General features: G+C 31.3%; 21 protein-coding genes. 18 read left to right on the top strand and 3 right to left on the bottom strand.

The features are described from left to right. Positions 1 to 13: 13 nt before the first annotated feature. The 18 genes from ligA to Q0829_RS05885 all read left to right on the top strand — a co-directional run bounded on the left by ligA (position 14) and on the right by Q0829_RS05885 (position 18547). Entirely contained in the window at positions 14 to 2008 is a 1995-nt protein-coding gene (gene ligA, locus Q0829_RS05970; protein ID WP_298541050.1) for an NAD-dependent DNA ligase LigA, read from the top strand. Next, positions 2008 to 2691 carry a lysoplasmalogenase family protein gene (locus Q0829_RS05965; RefSeq protein ID WP_298541048.1) on the top strand — a complete coding sequence of 228 codons (684 nt, stop codon included), beginning with the start codon at positions 2008 to 2010 and terminating at the stop codon, positions 2689 to 2691. The genes ligA and Q0829_RS05965 overlap by 1 nt, the downstream gene beginning before the upstream one ends. 122 nt (positions 2692 to 2813) lie before the next feature. Then, positions 2814 to 3509 carry a lysoplasmalogenase family protein gene (locus Q0829_RS05960; protein ID WP_298541046.1) on the top strand — a complete coding sequence of 232 codons (696 nt, stop codon included), beginning with the start codon at positions 2814 to 2816 and terminating at the stop codon, positions 3507 to 3509. A 19-nt stretch (positions 3510 to 3528) separates the two neighbouring features. Further along, positions 3529 to 4224, top strand: coding sequence for a hypothetical protein (locus Q0829_RS05955; protein ID WP_298541043.1), 696 nt, complete (start codon positions 3529 to 3531; stop codon positions 4222 to 4224). A gap of 932 nt (positions 4225 to 5156) precedes the next feature. Next, complete coding sequence (locus Q0829_RS05950; RefSeq protein ID WP_298541041.1) at positions 5157 to 5681, top strand: hypothetical protein; 525 nt, start codon at positions 5157 to 5159, stop codon at positions 5679 to 5681. A 1-nt stretch (position 5682) separates the two neighbouring features. After that, positions 5683 to 6558, top strand: a complete 876-nt coding sequence (gene dapA / locus Q0829_RS05945; protein WP_298541039.1) for a 4-hydroxy-tetrahydrodipicolinate synthase — start codon at positions 5683 to 5685, stop codon at positions 6556 to 6558. A 9-nt stretch (positions 6559 to 6567) separates the two neighbouring features. Continuing rightward, a complete protein-coding gene (locus tag Q0829_RS05940; protein WP_298541037.1) occupies positions 6568 to 7497 on the top strand; it encodes an ion channel in 930 nt (309 codons plus the stop codon). A gap of 123 nt (positions 7498 to 7620) precedes the next feature. Then, complete coding sequence (gene bamD / locus Q0829_RS05935) at positions 7621 to 8412, top strand: outer membrane protein assembly factor BamD (RefSeq protein ID WP_298541035.1); 792 nt, start codon at positions 7621 to 7623, stop codon at positions 8410 to 8412. Between the two features lie 15 nt (positions 8413 to 8427). Then, the gene (locus Q0829_RS05930) at positions 8428 to 8760 is read left to right on the top strand and encodes a DNA-directed RNA polymerase subunit omega (protein WP_118456596.1); all 333 of its coding nucleotides are present in this window, start codon (positions 8428 to 8430) and stop codon (positions 8758 to 8760) included. Positions 8761 to 8762: 2 nt separating this feature from the next. After that, positions 8763 to 9977 carry a bifunctional phosphopantothenoylcysteine decarboxylase/phosphopantothenate--cysteine ligase CoaBC gene (gene coaBC / locus Q0829_RS05925; protein WP_298541032.1) on the top strand — a complete coding sequence of 405 codons (1215 nt, stop codon included), beginning with the start codon at positions 8763 to 8765 and terminating at the stop codon, positions 9975 to 9977. Then, complete coding sequence (locus Q0829_RS05920; RefSeq protein ID WP_298541030.1) at positions 9970 to 10857, top strand: DUF4835 family protein; 888 nt, start codon at positions 9970 to 9972, stop codon at positions 10855 to 10857. The genes coaBC and Q0829_RS05920 overlap by 8 nt, the downstream gene beginning before the upstream one ends. A gap of 76 nt (positions 10858 to 10933) precedes the next feature. Continuing rightward, the gene (gene recN / locus Q0829_RS05915; protein ID WP_298541028.1) at positions 10934 to 12595 is read left to right on the top strand and encodes a DNA repair protein RecN; all 1662 of its coding nucleotides are present in this window, start codon (positions 10934 to 10936) and stop codon (positions 12593 to 12595) included. 71 nt (positions 12596 to 12666) lie between these two features. Further along, positions 12667 to 13485 (top strand): SDR family oxidoreductase, encoded by an 819-nt coding sequence (locus Q0829_RS05910; protein ID WP_298541026.1) that lies wholly within the window; start codon positions 12667 to 12669, stop codon positions 13483 to 13485. A 141-nt stretch (positions 13486 to 13626) separates the two neighbouring features. After that, positions 13627 to 14631: a glycosyltransferase gene (locus Q0829_RS05905; RefSeq protein WP_298541024.1), complete on the top strand. Its 1005-nt coding sequence runs from the start codon at positions 13627 to 13629 to the stop codon at positions 14629 to 14631. 5 nt (positions 14632 to 14636) lie between these two features. Continuing rightward, a complete protein-coding gene (locus tag Q0829_RS05900; RefSeq protein ID WP_298541021.1) occupies positions 14637 to 15596 on the top strand; it encodes a YbbR-like domain-containing protein in 960 nt (319 codons plus the stop codon). Positions 15597 to 15598: 2 nt separating this feature from the next. Further along, positions 15599 to 16177 (top strand): dephospho-CoA kinase, encoded by a 579-nt coding sequence (gene coaE / locus Q0829_RS05895; protein WP_298541018.1) that lies wholly within the window; start codon positions 15599 to 15601, stop codon positions 16175 to 16177. A gap of 84 nt (positions 16178 to 16261) precedes the next feature. Continuing rightward, positions 16262 to 17830: a HAMP domain-containing sensor histidine kinase gene (locus Q0829_RS05890; RefSeq protein WP_298541015.1), complete on the top strand. Its 1569-nt coding sequence runs from the start codon at positions 16262 to 16264 to the stop codon at positions 17828 to 17830. Between the two features lie 3 nt (positions 17831 to 17833). Beyond that, the gene (locus tag Q0829_RS05885) at positions 17834 to 18547 is read left to right on the top strand and encodes a response regulator transcription factor (protein ID WP_027393600.1); all 714 of its coding nucleotides are present in this window, start codon (positions 17834 to 17836) and stop codon (positions 18545 to 18547) included. 33 nt (positions 18548 to 18580) lie between these two features. Here the strand turns inward: Q0829_RS05885 and miaA are convergent, their stop codons facing one another. Genes miaA through Q0829_RS05870 form a run of 3 tightly spaced genes read right to left on the bottom strand, consistent with a single transcriptional unit; the run spans position 18581 to position 22329 of the window. Next, complete coding sequence (miaA, locus tag Q0829_RS05880; protein ID WP_298541013.1) at positions 18581 to 19498, bottom strand: tRNA (adenosine(37)-N6)-dimethylallyltransferase MiaA; 918 nt, start codon at positions 19496 to 19498, stop codon at positions 18581 to 18583. After that, complete coding sequence (locus tag Q0829_RS05875) at positions 19491 to 20327, bottom strand: ion transporter (RefSeq protein WP_298541010.1); 837 nt, start codon at positions 20325 to 20327, stop codon at positions 19491 to 19493. Before Q0829_RS05875 ends, miaA begins: the two co-directional genes overlap by 8 nt. Before the next feature lie 31 nt (positions 20328 to 20358). Continuing rightward, on the bottom strand, positions 20359 to 22329 hold the full coding sequence (locus Q0829_RS05870) for a DUF3857 domain-containing protein (RefSeq protein WP_298541008.1): 1971 nt from the start codon (positions 22327 to 22329) through the stop codon (positions 20359 to 20361). Between the last annotated feature and the right edge of the window lie 40 nt (positions 22330 to 22369).

Genomic DNA, 22369 nt, shown 5'->3' with positions numbered 1-22369 from the left:
TGATACCAGCACAATGAATATAGAACAACAAATCAATCAATTACGAGAAGAGTTACGACAGCATAATTATAATTATTATGTACTTGACGCAGCCACAATAAATGACTATGAGTTCGATATGAAACTTAAAGAACTACAGGCTTTAGAAGAGAAACATTCTGAGTTTTATGATCCCAATTCACCTACTTTACGAGTAGGAGGAGAGGTTACTAAAAATTTTAATACCGTTGTGCATGAGCAACGTATGTACTCTTTGGATAATTCATATTCTAAGGAAGATTTGCTGGACTGGGAAACCAGAATTAAGAAACTGGTAGATGGAGATGTAAGTTATACTTGCGAGCTGAAATACGATGGTGCTTCTATCAGTCTTACTTACGAAGATGGAGAATTGATTCGTGCAGTGACCAGAGGAGATGGAATTCAGGGAGATGATGTAACTACCAATGTAAAAACTATTAAATCTGTTCCTTTGAAATTAAAAGGTGATTATCCTCCGAAGTTTGATATCCGTGGAGAGATCGTGTTACCCTATGAAGGTTTTGCAAAAATGAATCAGGAACGAATTGCAGCAGGCGAAGAACCCTATGCAAACCCTAGAAATACAGCTTCCGGAAGTTTGAAACTTCAGGATAGTAGTGAAACAGCTAAACGGCCATTAGATTGTTTGTTGTATAATCTTGCAGGAGATCGATTAGGGATTTCTTCTCAATATGAAAGTTTAGAGAAAGCAAGATCCTGGGGATTTAAAGTTCCACAGGAGTCAAGGTTAGCGAATTCTGTGGATGAAGTTTTGGAGTTTATTAATCTGTGGGATGAAAAAAGAAGAGATTTGCCGTATGAGACTGATGGTGTAGTGATCAAAGTAAATAATCTGCAGCAACAAGAAGAGTTAGGTTTTACTTCTAAAGCACCGAGGTGGGCTATGGCATATAAGTTTAAAGCCGAACAAGCAGTGACTAAACTTAACGAAATTACATATCAGGTAGGTAGAACAGGAGCAATAACACCTGTAGCAAATCTAGAACCTGTACAATTAGCAGGAACTACTGTAAAGCGAGCATCATTGCATAATGCAGATCAGATAGAGAAACTGGATATAAGAGAAGCAGATACGGTTTTTGTAGAAAAAGGAGGTGAGATTATACCAAAGATTGTGAGTGTAGACTTCACTAAAAGGGATAAGAACTCCGTTCCTACTCAATATATATCTTCTTGTCCAGAATGTGATACAGAGCTAATCAGAAAAGAAGGAGAAGCACAACATTATTGTCCTAACGTTCATGGTTGCCCTCCTCAGATTATAGGTAGAATACAACATTATATTTCACGAAAAGCTTTGGATATAGAAGGTTTGGGTGGAGAGACAGTCGCATTACTAGTGAAAGAAGGTTTAATTACTAACTATGCAGATTTGTACGACTTAACAAAAGAACAAGTAATCCCACTGGAACGCATGGCAGAAAAAAGTGCAGAGAATCTGGTAGAAGGAATTGCAAAATCTAAAGAAATTCCTTTTGAGAGAGTTCTATTTGGTTTGGGGATCAGATATGTTGGAGAAACTGTAGCAAAAAAACTAGCTAAACACTATAAAATTATAGACGCAATTGTGGCTGCTACCGAAGAAGATTTAGTCAATGTAGATGAAATAGGAATTAAGATTGCCCAAAGTGTAAGAGAATTTTTCGATGCGGAATCCAATAGAATGTTAATTGACAGGCTCAAGAACTATGGGGTGCAATTACAAATTTCTGCGGAGAAATTAGCTAATCAGACCGATACGCTTAAAAGTCAAACCTTTGTAGTTTCTGGTGTTTTTGAAAAAGTATCCCGAAATGAGCTCAAGAAACTAATAGAAGATAATGGCGGTAAAGTATCTAGTTCGATTTCTTCTAAAACGACCTATGTGGTAGCTGGCGCTAATATGGGTCCAAGTAAATTAGAAAAAGCAAATAAACTGGAGATTGCAATCATAAGTGAAGATGATTTTCTTAACTTAATTGGATAATGAAGGTAAGAACACTTATAAAAATATTACTATTAATTACGGGAAGTTTATGTGTTTTAAGTACCATTTTGCAAAACCCAACCATTGAGTTGTATGTAAAACCAATGACAGTACCGTTATTTTTTATGTTGTATTGGTTTAATGTAGATAAAGTTGATGCTTTATTTGTGATGGTCTTATTACTTTGTTTTCTAGGAGATATATTCTTGTTAACAGGTGTAGAGAATGGTTTTAAGTATGTGTTGCTAAGTTATACCTTGTGCTATTTTATTCTTTTTTATTTCCTATATAAAAATCACAACCCTATAGATTATAATACTACAGACATAATTTATATGGCAGTCTTCTTTGTGTTTTGGACAATTATAGCTTATGCTATATATGCCGTTACGAATCAAAATATGGGAGATATAAGACCTTATGGAATAGCTTATTTGATCATTCTTTATTCTTTATTAATTGGAGCCATTTTTCAGTATATAAATATAAGATCTCCAAAATCTCTTTGGTTTGCTATTGCTATTTTAAATTTTGTCATCAGTGATGCATGTTTTGCGTTAGATCGGTTTTATGTTCCTTCATTAGAGTTAAGAATTATAAATGCCATATATCAATTATTAGCAGTGTTTTTCTTAGTAAAGTTTAAAATTTCAAGCGCGGATCCCTTAAAAATTAGGAATTAGAACTAGTTGGTTGACATGATTTCATTTATTTGACTGAAATTTAGTATATTAACAAAAGGAAAAATTGTTTAATATGGTGTATAAAGGGGGATATTCCCTTGTTTTTACACAAGCTAAATTTAATGGATGGAGGAAAACTACTAAGATTTTTAATTTCTTTTTTGATTGTATTGCAAGTGCTGGGATTTGTATTTCAAATTCATGTTTTAAGTACTTACGGTAAACCAATACTATTTATTTTAATCACTTTACATTATGTATGGAGTAGTAAAAAAATAAAAGTACTTCATATTATTGTTCTTTTTGTGTTTTTTATTTCAGAATTAATGCATTCGATTGATGATTTAATTACTATAAAACATAGAATGTTGGTTAATATAGTTGGTTACATACTGTTGTTTTACTTTTTGTATTATAATCATAAATCTTTTAAATATAATCGTAGAGATGTTTTTACACTAATATTAGGAAGTTCATTGTATACCGTTATATTTTTTATTACGTATTCGGTTATAAGAGAGCCGATGGGAGATTTATATCTGATAGGGTTTCTTTATTTGTTATTGCTTTATGTTTTGCTGATTGTTGGAGCAATGCATTATATAAATATTAGATCAGAAAAATCATTATGGTTTTTTTTGGCAATGCTAAATTTTGCTTTTAGTGATTTTATTTTGTTGATAGATAAATTTTATCTTGAGTCGAATGAGCTAAAGGTGATTAGATTAATTTGTTTACCTCTTTCGCTGATTTTTTTAGTGAATTATATGATTACTAAATATAAATATCTTAAGTCTGAAGAATTTGAAGGGTTTTAAATTATAAATTAAAATATAGTTGAGTAAAAGAAAACTTGCATATCAATTATTGTTTATTTCAGGTGCTTTGCTGTTATTAACGTCTATTTTTAATGAAGAATGGTTGATTTATACTAAACCTTTGGTTGTTTGTTCAGTTTCATTTTTTTATGTTGTAGAGGTAGAAAGAGTAAATTTTTTAGTATTGGTAGCATTGCTCCTGATTTTATCAGCAGAAATTCTATCTGTTATAGATTTCAAAACACATTTTAGAATAATAAATATTCTTGGTTCATTATATTATATTTTAAATATGATTTTATTGCGGAAAAGTCTTCAGAAAGTCAAAATACAGCTGAAGAAAATTTTTACGCTTCAATTGGCAATAACAATGGGATTGATTACATATGTTGTTTATTCTGTAGCTGATATGATTTCTTTGAATATTGATGATGATCAAGTGTATCTTAATATTTTTATTGTCTTATTTATATTATTTATTGGTTTTTGTTATTATATCTATCTTAATAGTAGGACAGTGGTTAGTTCATCCTTAATGATTGCTGCGTCTTGTTTCCTTATCGTAAATATTCTTACCGTGCTCAATAAGTTGTATGTTTATCTCGATATTTTTGTTGTTATTACCAACGTTTTACAAGTTTTTGGTCATTATTTTTTAATTAAATTCTTTATCGAACAAGAAGACTTGAAACCTAATAATGTTGAGTTTTTTTAGTTTAATTGTTGATTTTTAATATCTTAACCGGGTATTAGGTTGTATGAAAAAACTTTTGTTAAGATTGAGAGGTATTAAGGGTATATATATATTGTTTTATTTTTCTTTTTTGATTGTTGTCCTAGTTGCTATGTTTTTAAAGGAAGAGTATTTGGTTTATACTAAGCCATTAATTCCGATCTCATTGATACTTATTCATGTTTTTAATGTTAAATCGATAAATCCTTATTATGTAGTGAGCATGTTAGTCATTCTGGCTAATGATACGTTAGTCTATATTGATTTTGCTAAGTATTTTGATCTAGTTGCCATAACAATCATAACATTTTATGTGTTATGTGTTTTTTTACTGAGAAAGTATATAACTCTTGCAGATTTACAACTAAAGAAATTCTTGACTTTTCCTATAATAATCAGTTTGACGCTTATATCATATTTGATTTTTTCAATATCTCAATTAGTACTTCCTAGTTTAATGGATTCGGTAGTTTCTTTTTTTATGATTCTAATAGCACTTTTGTTTTTTGTTGGAGTTTGCTTCTGTATATATATTATTGATAAGTACGAAAGTAATTTTAGGCTTTTCATTTCCGCAAGCTGTTGTCTTTTTGTGAGTGCTTTATTGTTAATCAATTATTTTTATTTCTATACAAGAGTGTTTACGATACTTATTAATATTGCTGAAATAGCGGGACTTTACTTTTTTCTTAGGTTTTTGATGGAAGCAAAACCAATTGATCTAGAATACGAAAAAGACAGGTATTTTTAGAATGTATGTAAGTGTTAATCTCGTAATAAAACAGATTGTGCTTGTATTGTTATTTAAATAACTAAAAGTTAAATACTTTGTTGTTTTTCTATTTTTCTTAGTGTATACAACGTACTTTTAAAATGTAAAATAGCTACATTTGTGTCTTAATCTTTATTTATAAATGATTTTAAAGGGTCTTAAAAAAAATGCACTAAAAAAAAGCATTGAATCTCACATAAAAAAAAGAAAGTCTCTTGCAAAAGAGGTTTCTGGCATAAAGAGTTTAGCAGTTCTGATAGATGCTTCACAGTCTGTTAATGTGCTATCGGTAGTTAAGCTAGCTAATGAATTGGGAGTTAAGTCAGAGCGACTAAAAGTAATGGGATATAAAGAAGATCAGAAAGAAATTTCTGATGATAAAGATGCTGCTTACTATAATGATAGGAGTTTTGGTGTTAATGGATCTGTTAAAAGCAATTCGTTAAATGATTTTATAAATAATGATTATGATGTTTTGATCAACTTCTATTCAGAAAGCAAGTTAGAATTGGATTATGTAGCTGCTGCATCAAAAGCTAAATTTAAAGTTGGTTTTGCAGAAATTGATAATCGTATTAATGATTTGGTAATAGGTGCTGCTAATCAAAACATAAATCTTTTTATTTCCGAATTAAAAAAATATTTAAAAATTTTACAGATAATATAATATGAGTGCTTTTCTGAGAGGAACTGGTGTAGCATTGGCAACGCCTTTTAATAATGATGGTTCAATTGATTTTGATGGAGTTGGATCATTAGTCGAATTTTGTATCGATGGTGGGGTAGAGTATCTGGTAGTCTTGGGAACTACTGCAGAGTCAGTAACGCTTACAAAAGAAGAGAAAAAGAGCTTAGTTGCACATATTGTAAAAATAAACAATAAAAGGCTGCCACTTATGATAGGTATAGGTGGTAATAATACAGCGGCTATTCTTGAGGAGATGCGAGATACGGATTTATCTGATTTTGATGCTATATTGTCTGTAGTTCCTATGTATAACAGGCCAAGCCAAGAAGGTATTTATCAGCATTACAAAACTATCAATGATGAAGCTTCATTACCCGTTTTGTTATATAATGTTCCATCAAGAACGGGTACCAACATGACTGCCGAAACTACACTTAGATTGGCACAATTAGATAAGATCATAGGAATTAAAGAGGCTACAGGAGATTTTACACAAGTGCTTAAAATTCTTAAAGATCGACCAAAAGACTTTCTTGTTATTTCTGGAGATGATGCTTTGGCATTGCCCGCTGTCGCAGCTGGTGGAGATGGAGTGATTAGTGTTGTCGGTCAAGGTTTTCCAAAAGAATTTTCGGAAATGATCCGTTTAGGACTTTCTGGAGAAACAAAAAAAGCATTTGAAATACTTTATAAAATGCTGCCAATTTTGGATTACGCTTTTGAAGAAGGCAATCCAGCCGGAATCAAGAATATTTTAAAGGTAAAAGGAATCTGTGAAGATTATTTACGATTGCCTTTAATTTCGGTTTCTAAGAATTTGGCTAACAAGATAGAGGAATTCGTAAATAATAACTAATAGGCTTTTATGGCTAAAAGAATTAAAGACCCTGGAATTGGTTTATCTTCTGATGAACAGGCTAAACGGTTTATTAATTCAGACGGTTCTTTTAACATTAAACATATCAATAGACGTACTTCTATTTCCAGAAGTTATAACTATTTAATTAGTATTACTTGGACAGAATTCTTTTGTTGGGTTCTATTAGGATATGTATTGATAAACTCGTTTTTCGCTATAATATATACTGTTATTGGAATTGCTGCGATCGCAGAACCTACAGGAAATCTATTTAGAGATTTTCTAAAGGCTTTCTTTTTTTCTGCCCAAACAGTAACTACTGTCGGATATGGTGCTATGGCACCTACTGGAGTTATCTTTGGGGTGATTTCTTCTTTTGAAGCTTTAATTGGATTATTAAGCTTTTCCTTTATTACAGGGTTGTTGTATGGAAGGTTCTCTAAACCGAAATCTAGTATCAAGTTTAGTGATGTTATGGTTGTGCGAGAACATAAAGGAGTAGATTGTATTATGTTTAGATTGATGAGTAGGAGTACTAATGTGATGATTCGCCCAAAAGTACAGGTTACATTAGCATTATCTCAGAAATCCAAAGATAAAACGTATGTAAATAATTTTTATAATTTAAAATTAGAAAGAAACGAAATTACATATTTACCAACAACTTGGACTGTAGTTCATCCAATTAATGAATCCAGTCCTCTGAGTGAATTTAATAGAGAAGACTTGTTAAGATTACATGGAGAAATCTTAATATTAGTAACCTATTATGATGAGTCTTTTGCCCAAGAACTTCATCAGGTGCATTCGTATGTATTGAATAATTTAAAATTAGATGAAGCGTTTGTTCCAGCATTTCATTATGATGAAGATGGATTCACTATTTTAGATCATGATAAAATTGGTGAAACAAAAAACTGTAAATCAGATAGTTAATCGTTGTTTCTTTTTCTTTTTTATTTTGCAACAAGCAGACATTTATTTAGTTATTTAATAGATGAATTAAAGTTTTTGTAATACGGTAGAAATATCTATTTTTGCCAGATGTTTTTTTAAGATATGAAGAGATTATTGTTTTTGCTGATTTTTGTGTTAACCCTTGGTTCTTGTAGTGAATACCAAAGAGTACTAAAAGAAGAAGAAGTTGGGCCTAAATATAAGTTAGCAGAAGAGTTATATAAAGAAGGTAAGTATAAAAAGGCATTACGTCTTTTTGAGCAAATCGTTCCTCAGTTTAGAGGTAAGCCGCAAGCAGAAAGGGTAATGTATTACTATTCTGATACATATTATAATTTAGAAGACTATTATCTAGCAGGATATCAGTTTGAGAGGTTTGCTAAATCTTATCCTAATAGTGACAAAAGAGAAGAAGCTTCTTATAAAGGAGCGAAGAGCTATTATTATTTATCACCAAGATATAGTTTAGATCAAAAAGAGACAGATGAAGCTTTAGAGAAACTGCAAACATATATCAATACGTTTCCAGAAAGCGAAAATCTAGAAGAAGCAAATAAATTAGTTGCTGAACTAAGAAATAAAAAAGAAAAGAAAGCTTTCGAGATAGCAAAGCAATATCATCATAGAGAAAATTATAAAGTGGCTATTAACGCTTTTGATAATTATTTAATTGATTATCCAGGATCCACTTTTAGAGAAAAAGCATTATATTACAAGCTAGAATCGCAATATTTATTAGCTATTGGTAGTTATGAGGTTTTGGTAAAGGAAAGGTTAGAAATAGCTAATGATTTTTATAATAATTATAAAAAGTACTTTAAAGAAGGAGAGTTTACTGCCAATGCTGAAGAAATATCAGAAGATATAAAAACAAGATTAGAAAAATTTAAATAGAAAATATAGGAGAAGATGGATTTGAAAAAAAGTAATGCCCCAGTAAATACAACTACTATTGATAAGAATTTAGTAGACCAACCTACAGATAATATTTATGAGGCTATTTCTGTAATATCTAAGAGAGCTAATCAAATTAATACAGATATTAAAAAGGAGCTTTTAGAGAAACTAGATGAATTCGCAACATATAATGATAGTCTAGAAGAAATCTTTGAAAACAAAGAACAAATCGAAGTTTCTAAGTTCTATGAAAGATTACCAAAACCTCATTCTCTAGCTGCACAAGAGTGGTTAGATGGTAAGATATACTATAGAAATACTAAGACAGATTCGGAATCTCTATAAGTATGTCATCGATATTAGGCGGTAAAAAGATTTTAATAGGTGTTACCGCTGGTATTGCTGCGTATAAAACAGCTGCCTTAGTACGTCTTTTTATTAAAACTGGCGCAGAAGTAAAGGTAGTAATGACTCCTGCAGCAAAAGATTTTGTAACGCCGCTTACACTTTCTACTTTATCTAAGAATCCTGTACATTCTTCATTTTATAATGAAGAAGATGAGAATGCAGAATGGAATAATCATGTAGAACTTGGTCTTTGGGCAGATTTGATGATAGTAGCTCCAGCTACAGCTAATACATTATCTAAAATGTCAACAGGAAATAGTGATAACTTGTTGTTGGCGACGTATTTATCTGCTAAATGCCCAGTTTATTTTGCTCCTGCAATGGATTTAGATATGTATAATCATCCATCTACTCATGAGACCTTTAGTAAACTTCAGGAGTTCGGAAATATAATGATCCCTGCAGAATCTGGTGAATTGGCAAGTGGGTTAGTGGGACAAGGAAGAATGGCTGAACCTTCTACGATTGTTAGTTTTATAGAAGATGATATTTTAGGAAAACTTCCGTTAAAAGGACAAAAGGTATTAATAACTGCAGGTCCGACTTATGAAGCGATTGATCCCGTAAGATTTATTGGAAATCACTCTAGCGGAAGAATGGGAATAGAGCTGGCTAAAGCTGCAGCTAATCTAGGAGCACAAGTAACATTGGTTTTAGGACCATCTTCATTAAAAGTAACGCATGATTTTATTACAGTTGTACCTGTCGTCAGTGCGGCATCTATGTATGAAGCTGTTACAAAAGAATTTGATAATTGCGATATTGCAATAGCGTCAGCTGCAGTTGCTGATTATAGACCTAAAGTTGTATCGAATCAGAAAATAAAAAAATCTGGCACTGATTTTTCTATAGAACTAGAGCGTACTACAGATATTCTTAAATGGATGGGGTCTGTGAAAAAAGATCAGTTTTTAGTTGGATTTGCTTTAGAAACGGAGAATGAAGAAGAAAACGCAAAAAATAAATTAAAAAAGAAGAATTTAGACCTCATTGTTCTTAATTCTCTTAATGATAAGGGAGCAGGTTTTAAAGGACAAACTAATAAAGTAACACTGATTAATCATAAATTAGAAATTAAAGCGTTTGAACTAAAAACCAAGACAGAGGTTGCGCTGGATATTTTTAATGAAATTAATGAACTACGTAATGCATAAACTTATTCTTTTTGTTACAATTTTATGTTGTATTGGACTGAGTGCCCAAGAATTTAATGCTACTGTAGTAGTAAATGCAGAGCAAACAGGAAATCCTAATCTTCAAGTTTTTAAAACTTTAGAAAGATCCGTAACAGAGTTTATTAATAATACTAAGTGGACTGAATTAGAGTACCGTACAGAAGAAAGAATAGACTGTAGTTTTTTTATTAATATTCTTGGTAATACGAATGATAGTTTCTCTGCTACGTTGCAGGTGCAAGCATCAAGACCTGTGTATGGTGCTGGTTATAAAACGACAATTTTAAATATTAACGATAAACAGTTTAATTTTAATTATCTGGAATTTCAACCTTTGAATTTTAATCCTAATAGTTATGAATCTAATCTTATTTCTGTAGTTGCTTTTTACCTGTATACTATTTTAGGAGTAGATGCAGATACTTTTGAATTGAATTCAGGAACTAATTATTATCAAGAAGCTAAAGGTATAGTAAATAATGCCCAAGGAAGTAATACATTAGGGTGGAACGGACAAGATGGAGCACAATCAAGATTCAGACTTAATGACGATTTATTATCAGGTACTTTTGATGGATATAGATCAGCATTGTATACGTATCATAGAGAAGGTCTTGATATTATGAATAACGATTTAAAGAAAGGAAAAGAAGTTATTCTAGAATCGATGAAAACATTAGAAAGTATGCATAGGACCAGACCTAATTCCTATATAATGAGAGTGTTTTTTGATGCTAAAGCAGATGAAGTATCTGGAATTCTTTCAGGAGGACCTTCGCTTAATATTGCCGAAACAATGGCAATACTCGGAAGGATAGCTCCAACTTATACAAGTAACTGGTCTGAGATAAAGTTTTAAGATTTTCTTTTTCGTAATCTTTTTAAAAACTATAGTATATTTACTTCCTTTAATAACAACAAAATATTAGTATCTTTTGCTTAGAAGTCTTTCGATAAAAAACTTCGCCTTAATTGAACAACTACAAGTTTCTTTTGATACTGGTTTGATCACAATTACTGGAGAAACAGGAGCAGGTAAGTCTCTGCTATTAGGTGCTTTGGGTCTTTTGCTAGGTAAAAGAGCCGACCTCAGTAGTGTAAAAGATAACTCCGTAAAATGTAGTATCGAGGGGGTTTTTGATATAGAAAAGTATGACCTGGAACCACTTTTCGAAGAAGAGGATTTAGATTATGAGATAGAAACGATCATTAGAAGAGAAATCTTACCTTCCGGAAAATCTAGAGCATTCATTAATGATACGCCTGTTACACTACATTCCCTTAATAAGTTAGGTCTTCGTTTAATTGATATTCATAGTCAGCATCAAACATTAGAAGTGACTACAAATGATTTTCAATTCGATGTATTAGATGCGTTATCAGAATCTAATAGAGAGCTACAATCTTATAAACGAGGATTGTCTTTGTTGAAGGAAAAGGAAAAAGAAGAAAAAGCCTTATTAGATAGTCAGCAAGAATTGACTAAAGAACATGATTATAATTCTTTTCTACTGAATGAACTGGAAGAAGCAAAGCTTAAACCAGGAGAATTATCTGAGCTAGAAGAACGTTACGAAACGCTTATTAATATTGAAGAAATACAGGAACGATTATCAGGTTCTGTTTCTTTAATTTCTTCTGAAGAAGTTGGAGTTTCTGATCTTTTGAATACCATAAAGACTAATATCTCTAAAGTAGCTCCATATTCCGGAACGTTAAAAGAACTGTCTGATAGAATCCAGAGTGTATACATCGAGTTAGAAGATGTAAATGATTCATTACAGAATGAGTTAGAACGATTAGAAGCAGATCCTGAGCAATTAGAAGAAGTTGGTCAAAGATTACAGATGATACATAATCTTCAGACTAAACATACTGTGTCGTCTGTAGAAGAGCTTATAAAAATTAAAGAAGGGCTTCAGGAAAAAGTTTCAAAAACAGAGTCCTTGAATGGAGATATTGAAAGTGTAAGAAAAGAGATAGAGACTACAAAAGTTCAATTAGATCAAGTTGCTATTAAAATTCATAAGAAAAGGACAAAAGCATTGCCTAAATTAGTGTCAGAATTAGAAAATATCCTAAAAGCATTGGGTATGGTTAATGCTAGTTTTAAAAGCTCATTAACCTTACAAGAAAAGTATTTTTCTAATGGAAAAGAGGTGTTAGAATTTTTGTTTTCAGCAAATAAAGGAGGGACTTTTGGAGAATTAAAGAAAGTTGCATCTGGTGGAGAGCTTTCTAGAATTATGATCGGTATAAAGACAATACTCTCCAGGTATACACAATTACCAACTATTATTTTTGACGAAATAGATACCGGAGTTTCTGGTGAGGTAGCACATAAGATGGCAGACTTGATGATGAATATGAGTAAAAACTTACAGGTTTTTAGTATCACTCATTTACCCCAAATTGCAGCTAATGGGCAGAGTCAGTACAAAGTTTTTAAAGAAGATGTAAACGACACTACAGTTACCAGATTGAAGTTGTTAGACGAGGAAGAAAGAATTAAAGAGATTGCAGAAATGATAGGAGGTAAGAATATTTCTGATTCTGCCTTAACTCATGCAAAATCACTATTGCATTATCAAAGCTAAAGTTCTTAGTGTGGATTTAGGTCGTTTTAGTATCTTTACCAATCATAAAATCATTTATAATTTACGATTAAATGTCATATAATTTATTAAAAGGTAAAAGAGGTATAATTTTCGGTGCATTGGATGAAAGTTCAATAGCCTGGAAAACGGCAGAGCGTGTTTTTGAGGAAGGCGGTACTTTTGTCCTTACGAATGCTCCTGTTGCAATGCGTATGGGAACTATTAAGGAACTGGCAGAAAAAACAAATTCTCAAATAATACCAGCAGATGCGACTTCTTTAGAAGATCTTGAAAATCTTGTTGAAAAATCAGTTGAGATATTGGGCGGAAAGCTTGATTTTGTTCTCCATTCTATTGGAATGTCTGTAAATGTAAGAAAAGGTCGTCATTACACGGACTTAAATTATGATTGGAGTGAAAAAGGATGGGATGTTTCTGCACTTTCTTTTCATAAAACAATGCAGACCTTGTTTAAAAAAGAAGCAATGAATGAGTGGGGGAGTATAGTTGCTCTTACCTATATGGCCGCTCAGCGAGTATTTCCTGATTATAATGATATGGCAGATAATAAAGCATATCTCGAATCTATAGCTCGTAGTTTTGGTTACTTCTTCGGTCGTGATAAAAAAGTAAGAGTTAATACCATTTCTCAATCTCCAACTGCCACAACAGCAGGAAAAGGAGTAAAAGGATTTGATGGATTTATCGAATATGCTGATAAAATGTCTCCATTAGGTAATGCTTCGGCGGATGATTGTGCGGATTATACAATCACATTGTTTTCGGATCTAACGAAAAAAGTAACACTACAAAATCTATATCATGACGGAGGATTCTCTAATATGGGAGTTAGTCAGATGGTTATGGAAAAGTTTGTAGACGAAGAATAATAGTGTACAGAAAATATATCTTATAAAAAGCTCAATTCGATCAGGGTTGAGCTTTTTAATTTTATAAACGATTCTTTATAACTTACTAAAACCATAGTATCATACTATGTTAAGATTCTTTCGATTATTTACCTTTGTCTTATGAATGTTTCTTTTTCTTTTGTCATTCCTGTGTTTAACAGACCTAACGAAATAGAGGAGCTGTTAAATAGCATGATCTTGCTGGATTATGAAAAATCATATGAGATAGTAATTATAGAGGATGGTTCATCCGAAACGGCAGAAGATGTTATTAAGAAATATGATGATAAGCTACATATCAGTTATTATAAAAAACCAAATACAGGTCCTGGAGATTCTCGTAATTATGGAATGGACAAGGCAAAAGGGAATTACTTTTTGATTCTGGATAGTGATGTGTTATTACCTTCTGATTATCTAAATAAAGTAGAAGATTTTTTGTCAATAAATTTTGTTCATTGTTTTGGAGGCCCAGATGATGCACACAAGGATTTTTCTGATTTGCAAAAGGCTATAAGTTTTAGTATGACCTCATATCTTACCACAGGAGGTATTAGAGGGAGAAAGAATACATTAGGTAAGTTTCAACCTCGAAGTTTTAATATGGGTATATCTAAAGAAGCTTTTGAAGCTTCTGAGGGTTTTGGGAATATTCATCCTGGAGAAGATCCCGATCTTACGATAAGACTTTGGAAACTTGGTTATAAAACCGCGTTGATACCAAATGCTAAAGTTTTTCATAAACGAAGAATTTCTTGGGATAAATTTTATATACAGGTTAATAAATTTGGATTGGTACGACCAATTCTTAATTTATGGCATCCAGAGACATCAAAAATTACATATTGGTTTCCAACGCTGTTTATAGTGTATACACTATTTTCTTTGATTACCTTTTTTATAGGTTATTGGTATTTTATAGCATTATGGATGTTGTATTTTATTGTTGTTTTCATAAGCGCATCAATAAACTATAATAGTTTTAGTATTGGTGTTCAATCTGTTATTGCAGTGTTTGTGCAATTTTATGGATACGGTAAAGGATTCCTAAAATCTTATTATTATATTCATCTATTGAAAAAAGTTCCTGAACAACAATTTAAGAAATTGTTTTTTTCAAAGTAATGCCTATGTCTAAAACTAAATTAAGTAGATTCTCTTTAAAAAGAAATAACGTCAAAACGTTTCTGTTTTTTTTGGCATTTACCTCTATTTTATGGCTTTTTATACAGTTTTCTAAAAATTATACGCAAGAAGTAGCGTTTGATGTTCAATATATCAATTTACCAGAAGATAGAATTTTAGACGAGAATAGTGATCAAGACCTAAAACTAACACTTAATGGTAATGGTTTTAGATTGATAAACTATACTTGGAGTAAACCTTTATTGAAATTTGATATTACAAATGCTATAGAGATTAAAGAAAATGATTATTATTTTTATTTAGGCGAAGCAAACCAATCTCTAAAAAATAAATTAAATTTTAATGGCAGAGTGCTTTCTGTCCAAAAAGATACTTTAAAAGTAATATTAGATATTAATTTAAAGAAGAAAATTCCGATACAATTAACAAAAGAAATTGAATATGCTCCCGGATATGGCAGTGATGAGGGAGTTGTTCTTTCTCCGGATTCAATTACAATTAGTGGTCCTAAGAGAATCATAGACACAATACATCAAGTAACGACCGAAAACCTTAAGCTTGATGCGGTAAATACAGATTATAACAAAATATTGTCAATTAAGATAGATAGTTTACCACCAAGAATTCAAGTAGTTCCAAAAGAAGTAGAAGCAAACATTGTAGTTAGTAAATTTACTGAAGGAAGTCAGGAAATCCCGATAACATTAATAAATGTTCCTGATACTAGGGAGATTAAGATTTTTCCTAAAGAAGTAAAAGTAGTCTATAGAGTAGGACTTGATAAGTATAATGAAATCAATCAAAGGGATTTTAAGGTGATAGCCGACTACAATAAGGTGGCAGAAGATAGTTCTTTCTTAATTTTGGAATTAATAGATATGCCTACGGCAATTCACGATGTGCGCTTACAAGATAAACAAGTACAATTTATAATTCTAAACTAAGCGTGAAGGTAATTGGACTGACAGGAGGAATAGGAAGCGGGAAATCAACTGTTGCAGAGATGTTTGCAAAACTTGGAGTACCTATTTATATCGCAGATGACGAAGCTAAAAAATTGATGAATGAAGATATTAGTGTAAAGAAGCAGATTGTAGCTCTGTTAGGTGTGAATTCGTATACGGAACAAGGATTAAATCGTTCCTTTATTGCAGACAAAGTTTTTAATAATAAAGAACTTCTAGAAAAACTTAATGCTATAGTACATCCAAAAGTGGCTACTCATTTTACTAAATGGAAGAATGAACAAAAGTTTGAGTATGTTATAAAAGAAGCAGCCATATTGTTCGAAAATGGTGGTTACAAAAGGTGTGACCATACAATTCTGGTAACTGCTCCAAAAGAAACCCGAATTAAAAGAGTTTTAAAAAGAGATAATACTACAAGATCGCAGGTTCTTGCTAGATTGAAGAATCAATGGGAAGACTCTGAGAAAATCCCATTAGCAGATTTTGTTATTATTAATACGAATTTAGAAGAAACTTGGCTTCAAATTAAAAAAATCCACAATAAACTCACCCTTTAATTGCGTTATTTTTTCAATCTTTCATTTTGTTAACATTTGGTTAAACCCTAAAGTAGCTAAATGTTAAAGTCTTACTTTTGACCTATGAATAAAAGGTTATTCGCATTGCTGATCCTTCTGATGAGTTTATCATTAATCGGTATTATTTTTGTTCAGGGATATTGGATTCAAAATACAGTAGAGAATAACAGGGAACAGTTTTCTTTTAATGCAAAGCAAATATTGATTTCTGTCTCTAATAAGATCGAGTACAGGGAATTTGAAGAAATGTATTATCCATTACAGGAGATATTAGATAGTATTAAGGAACCTGATAATAAAACAATACAACAGCTCTTAGACATAGGTTTTGATAAAGGATCATTTGCTTTTGGAGATGGCGTTCTAGAAGAAGATTCTAAATTATTTTCTTCTTTTATAGACTTTAATATCGATACTGTAAGATTAAAGGATATATTAAATAGAAATGCAGAATTAGTAGAAGATGAAGAGCAGAGTTATCAAACAAGACAAAGATCTAAATCAAAACTAGACAGATTGAGTGCTCTTACAGATTTGCATAGAAGAGATTATGAAATTGTTATTGATCAACTTGCAAATTTTATTCCTATTCATCGTAGGGTAAAAAAAGAAGAGGTTGAGAAATTATTAAAGAAAGAATTGGCTGAGCGAGATATGAAAGTTGATTTCGAGTATGCTATATACAGTAATGCTTTGGCAACTCGAGTACGTTCTGATGATTTTAGTGCAAATGAAAGTGATGGTAATACTTTTGCCGTACCTCTTTTTGTGAATAATGAAGATGGTTCGAGCATGTATCAGTTATATGTAAACTTTACAGGTAAGAATAGGTATATTTTATCGACTATAAAAGGAATGGCAATTTTGTCAATAATTTTTACGTTGGTTATAGTAGTAGCATATTCAAGTGCTTTATCTCAATTGTTACAGCAAAGACAGATATCGCAAATAAAGACGGATTTCATTAATAATATGACTCATGAGCTTAAGACGCCAATTGCGACAATTAACCTTGCATTAGATGCTGTTAAAAATCCTAAAATAGCTGATGATCAAGAAAAAGTGAATCGTTATATGACCATGATTCGTGAAGAGAATAAAAGAATGCTTACGCAGGTAGAAAATGTATTAAGGATATCTCAACTCGAAAAAAATGAGTTAAATATTAAAAAGGAACGTTTAGAATTGCATGACATAATAGAAGATGCAATGACGCATGTTTCTCTAATTGTAGAAGATAGAAAAGGCTATATAAAGACACATTTAGGAGCACTTAAATCTAGTATATTGGCTAATGATAGTCATATGACTAATGTAATAGTTAATGTATTAGACAATGCAATAAAATATTCGGAAGGTGCACCTAAGATTGATATATATACAGAAAATGTAAAAAATAGTATTGTCTTAAAAATACGTGATCAAGGAGTTGGAATGAGTAAAGTTGCTCAGAAAAAGATTTTCGAGAAGTTCTTTAGAGAACATACCGGAGATTTACATAATGTAAAAGGTCATGGATTAGGATTGACATATGTAAAAAGAATTATAGACGACCATCATGGTCAAATATGGGTGGAGAGTGAACGGGGAAAAGGCTCCACATTTATAACTAAATTACCGTTAATATCTTAAAATATGGAAACAGAGAACAAAAAGATTTTGCTTGTCGAAGATGATCCGAATTTTGGTACAGTACTAAAGGATTATCTTGTTATGAATGATTATGATGTTGTACATGCTAAAAATGGGATGGAAGGCTTCGAAAAATTCAAAAAGGATGATTATGATATGTGTATCTTAGATGTAATGATGCCTTATAAGGATGGATTTACATTAGCAAAAGAAATTAGGGATAAGAATGAAGAAGTTCCTATTATCTTCCTAACGGCAAAAGCTATGAAAGAAGATGTGCTAAAGGGATATAAAGTAGGAGCAGATGATTATCTAAATAAACCATTTGATAGCGAAGTCTTATTGATGAAAATACAAGCAATCATGCAGCGTAAGAGTACAGAGTCTGTTGCAGATAGCAAACAATTTGAATTCAAAATAGGAGGATTCCATCTTAATTCTAAGCTTAGATTTCTAACTTTTAGAGAAGAAGACCCTATTAAACTATCTCCTAAGGAGAATGAATTATTACGTCTATTAGCATTACATCTTAATGATTTGATGCCTAGAGAGCTAGCACTAACTAAAATATGGAGGGATGATAATTATTTTACTTCTCGAAGTATGGATGTTTATATTGCTAAGCTTAGAAAATATTTAAAGAAAGATGAAAATGTGGAAATTCTAAATATCCACGGTGAAGGGTTCAGACTTGTTGTACGTAGTGATGAATCATAGGTAACAAACGGTAACTAATTATATATAAAGTCGCTATAGGTTATTTCCTGTGGCGATTTTTTTGATATACGATAGTACGGATTCGAGATTGTATTGATAATCAAACCATTCTATTTCTAGATCTTTTCTAAACCAGGTAAGTTGTCTCTTGGCAAAACGTCTGGTGTTTTTTTTGATTTCAGAGATTGCAAAATTTAGATCCCAAGTTCCTTCAATAAAATTAAAGATTTCTTTATATCCAACAGTATTTAATGCGTTTAAGGATTTATAGGAGTATAACTCCTTTACTTCATCAAGTAATCCTTCCCTGACCATTATGTCGACCCTTTCATTTATTCTGTCATAAATAATCGATCTTTCTGCAGTAATACCTATTTTAACTACATTAAATGGACGCTTTTTTGGAGTTTTAGTAATAAATGAAGAATATGGCTTCCCACTGCTGATACAAACTTCTAAGGCTCTCATAACCCGATGTGTATTGTGGATGTCTACTTTTTCGAAATATAAAGGATCTAATGTTTTTAATTGTTGTTGTAAACTTTCTATACCTTCAGTGTCATACCGCTCCTTCAAAGCTTTTCTGACATCTTCGGATATTTCTGGAAAGCTATCCAAACCTTTAGTAACTGCATCCACATATAATCCGGAACCGCCTACTAAAATCGCATATTCATTTTTTTTGAAAAGCTTGTCCAGTGTGTCTAAAGCGTCTTTTTCAAAATCGCCTACAGAATAGAGCTCCGTTATACTCTTATGTTGAATAAAATGATGCTTGGCTTGTTGTAATTCATTATCGTCAGGAACCGCTGTACCAATACACATTTCTTTATAAAATTGTCTGCTATCTGCAGAAACAATTTCACATTTCAGATGCTTAGCAAGTTTGATACTTAAGCTTGTTTTTCCTATTGCTGTAGGGCCTACAACTACAATTAATGTATTAGTCATTAAATAAAGTATGTCCACAATTATGGCAGAATTTCGAATCATCTAAATGATTGTCTGCATTACAATTGGCACAATGTTGTGTGTTAAGATTTATCTTAGTTTCTTTAGCTTGTTGCGCATATTCTGCACTAACTATGCCAGTCGGTACAGCAATGATTCCATAACCTAATATCATTACCATTGAGGCAATTAATTGTCCCAAAGGCGTTTCAGGAGAAATATCTCCATATCCTACAGTAGTAAGTGTTACTATACACCAATATACACTTCTAGGAATACTATTAAAACCATGTTCAGGACCTTCAATTAAATACATAACAGTACCTAGTATAATAGCAACTATTAAAACCGCAAACAAAAAAACTGATATTTTAGCTCTACTAGCTTTTAATGCCTTTGCTAGACTATTAGATTCTCCAATAAAACGTGCCAATTTTAAAATTCTAAAAACCCTTAATAAACGTAGTGCCCTTAATGCTACAAGTGCATGAGTACCTACAAATAGAATTGATAAATATTTAGGAATTGTAGATAAGAAATCAATAATGCCATAAAAACTAAAAATATATGTCTTTGGTTTACTAATGGTAATAATTCTTAAAATATATTCAATAGTAAATACGATTGTGATAACCCACTCTAATATATTAAATAAAGAAGCATATTTTTCATTTATATAAGAAACGCTTTCTAACATTACCAGCACGATACTGGCTAGAATCATTGTAAGAATGATTAGGTCAAAAGATTTACCAGCTTTTGTATCAGCTTCATAAATTACTTCGTGTAATTTATGCTTCCAGTTTTTGTTTTTCGAATGAGTATTCAAAATTGATTATTTTAACGAAAATACTAAAAAATTAGCTAGTTTTTTTTATCGTGATTACGGTGTTATTTTCCATATCGACTATTAAATTGAAGAATTCTTTTAAAGAATCATAATATTCTACAGGATAATAAGACGATAAAAATTTAATATTATGATTAATCTGAAGTTTGTCACCTGCCAGTTGAAAGTTTAAACTTAATTTTCCGGTTTTTCCTGGAAGTACATAGTTTTTATTTTCAGGAATATCTAGAAATTGGCAGTTCTCAGGGATTTCAATTAAAACGATATAAGAATAAGAATCATTATATCCGAAGTCCACTGGATAAGTTCTTTCATTTAGTTTAAAAGGATTTTCTTTAAAGAATGATTTGGTAAATGGTTTTAGATAAATAATATCTTCAATCTGTTCTGTCGATTTGGTGAAATTAACTTCTTCTATGAACGGTTTTTCTAAATCATCTTCGTTTTGTAAAGAAGCTTCCGATACTGTAAGATTTTCATCATCGTTTAGAATCTTATTTAAATATTTTTCTTTAAGTACTTTATCAAATGCTTTTCTCCTAAAGTAAGCGTGATATCCATTATAGGTGTATTTTGCTTCTCCTTCGAGGGTTAATTTATTAGTTAGTTTTAACTTTTCTCGATAATAATGTGATGAACGATTTTTAGATGTAATATCTATCCAGGAACTTCCTTTTTTGAAATCTAAAAGTCTAGCATATTGATTTAAACATCTAAAAGGAATTTGACCAAACGCTAGGGTTTTTTCTGTTGCATCTAATAAATGAGTTTCCTGATCGATTGTCAATTGAATAATTAAGTAGTTAAAATCTGTAAGTACTGGATGAACTTTGGTAGCGTACCCATTACTTCTGGTTGATAATAAAACAGGTTTTACCGTAAACCCTTGTTCTTTATATATATTATGTAGCAGGATGTTCATTTCTGCTACATTTCCAACTTTAGATTTCAGTATTTCTTTTATATCTACATCTCTGAAAATACGATATTTTTTATTCCAGGTATAGTTATTAGTAACATGTTTATAAATAGCCTTCGCTTTTTCTAAGCTAATTGGCATCGTCTTTATAGCCTCAGGAAGTACATTTTTAGTGGCATTTGCTTTTTTAAGTTGTATTCCTATTGTTTTTTCGGTTCTAAGCTCTTTGTCTACGTTTTTCCATGTTTCGGTATATTTTTTATTAACCCCGTCAAAACCTTTATATTCTCTGAGTTCATATTCTACCCGAGAAAAATAATTCTTTTTGGCAGTCATATATTTCTCTTCTTTAAAGGCAGGTATATCTTTCATAATGTATTGATTATGTGAACAATCTGCTGTAGCACTATTGCTAAGTTCAATACATTCTCTTTTTATGGAACTTTCTTCTACATCGAGTTTTAGTGGCCCAACTAATCTAATATTATAAAGGTAATTTCCTGGAAGATCATTAATATATTCACTATACATTTTAGGAATATCATCCTGAAAATCCCATCCATTAAAATTGAAAATAAAAGGTGATTCTGTTTGATATGAATAGGTAATAACTGAGCCTGGTTTTACATTAGGGAAGGCGAATTTTACTAACGTATAATGATCGTTATATTTTTCTCTATATATTTTGTCTTCTTCTAGTTTGGTTTTTACGATTTTTCCATTTTCCAGATTATGAGTAAATGCTATAAGATTTCTCAGGATTTCCTTTCTGCTTTTATTTCTGTATAAAAGTACTTCAATTGTACTCTCATCAAATCCTTCTTTATTTAGGATTTTAATTTTTCCGCTATAATCCGTTAATAGATTGTAGTTTCCACCGTTCTCTATTCTACTAAAACCTTTTTCATATATAAAAAACGCATTAGCTGTAGTGTCTTTTTCATAGCGAGTTCCTTTTAGGTCGGCTTCGCTTACCACCAAACTTTTGTAGTTATAGTTTTCTTGAGAGATACTTAAAAATGAAAGAGAAAGAAATAAAACTGATAAAAAAGACTTATGCATTAAATGTATTTTTAGTATATAATATTTAGTAGCTTTTAAG

The sequence above is a fragment of the uncultured Aquimarina sp. genome (assembly GCF_947492405.1).
Lineage (GTDB): Bacteria > Bacteroidota > Bacteroidia > Flavobacteriales > Flavobacteriaceae > Aquimarina.
This window is presented reverse-complemented; position numbering and strand designations above follow the sequence as displayed.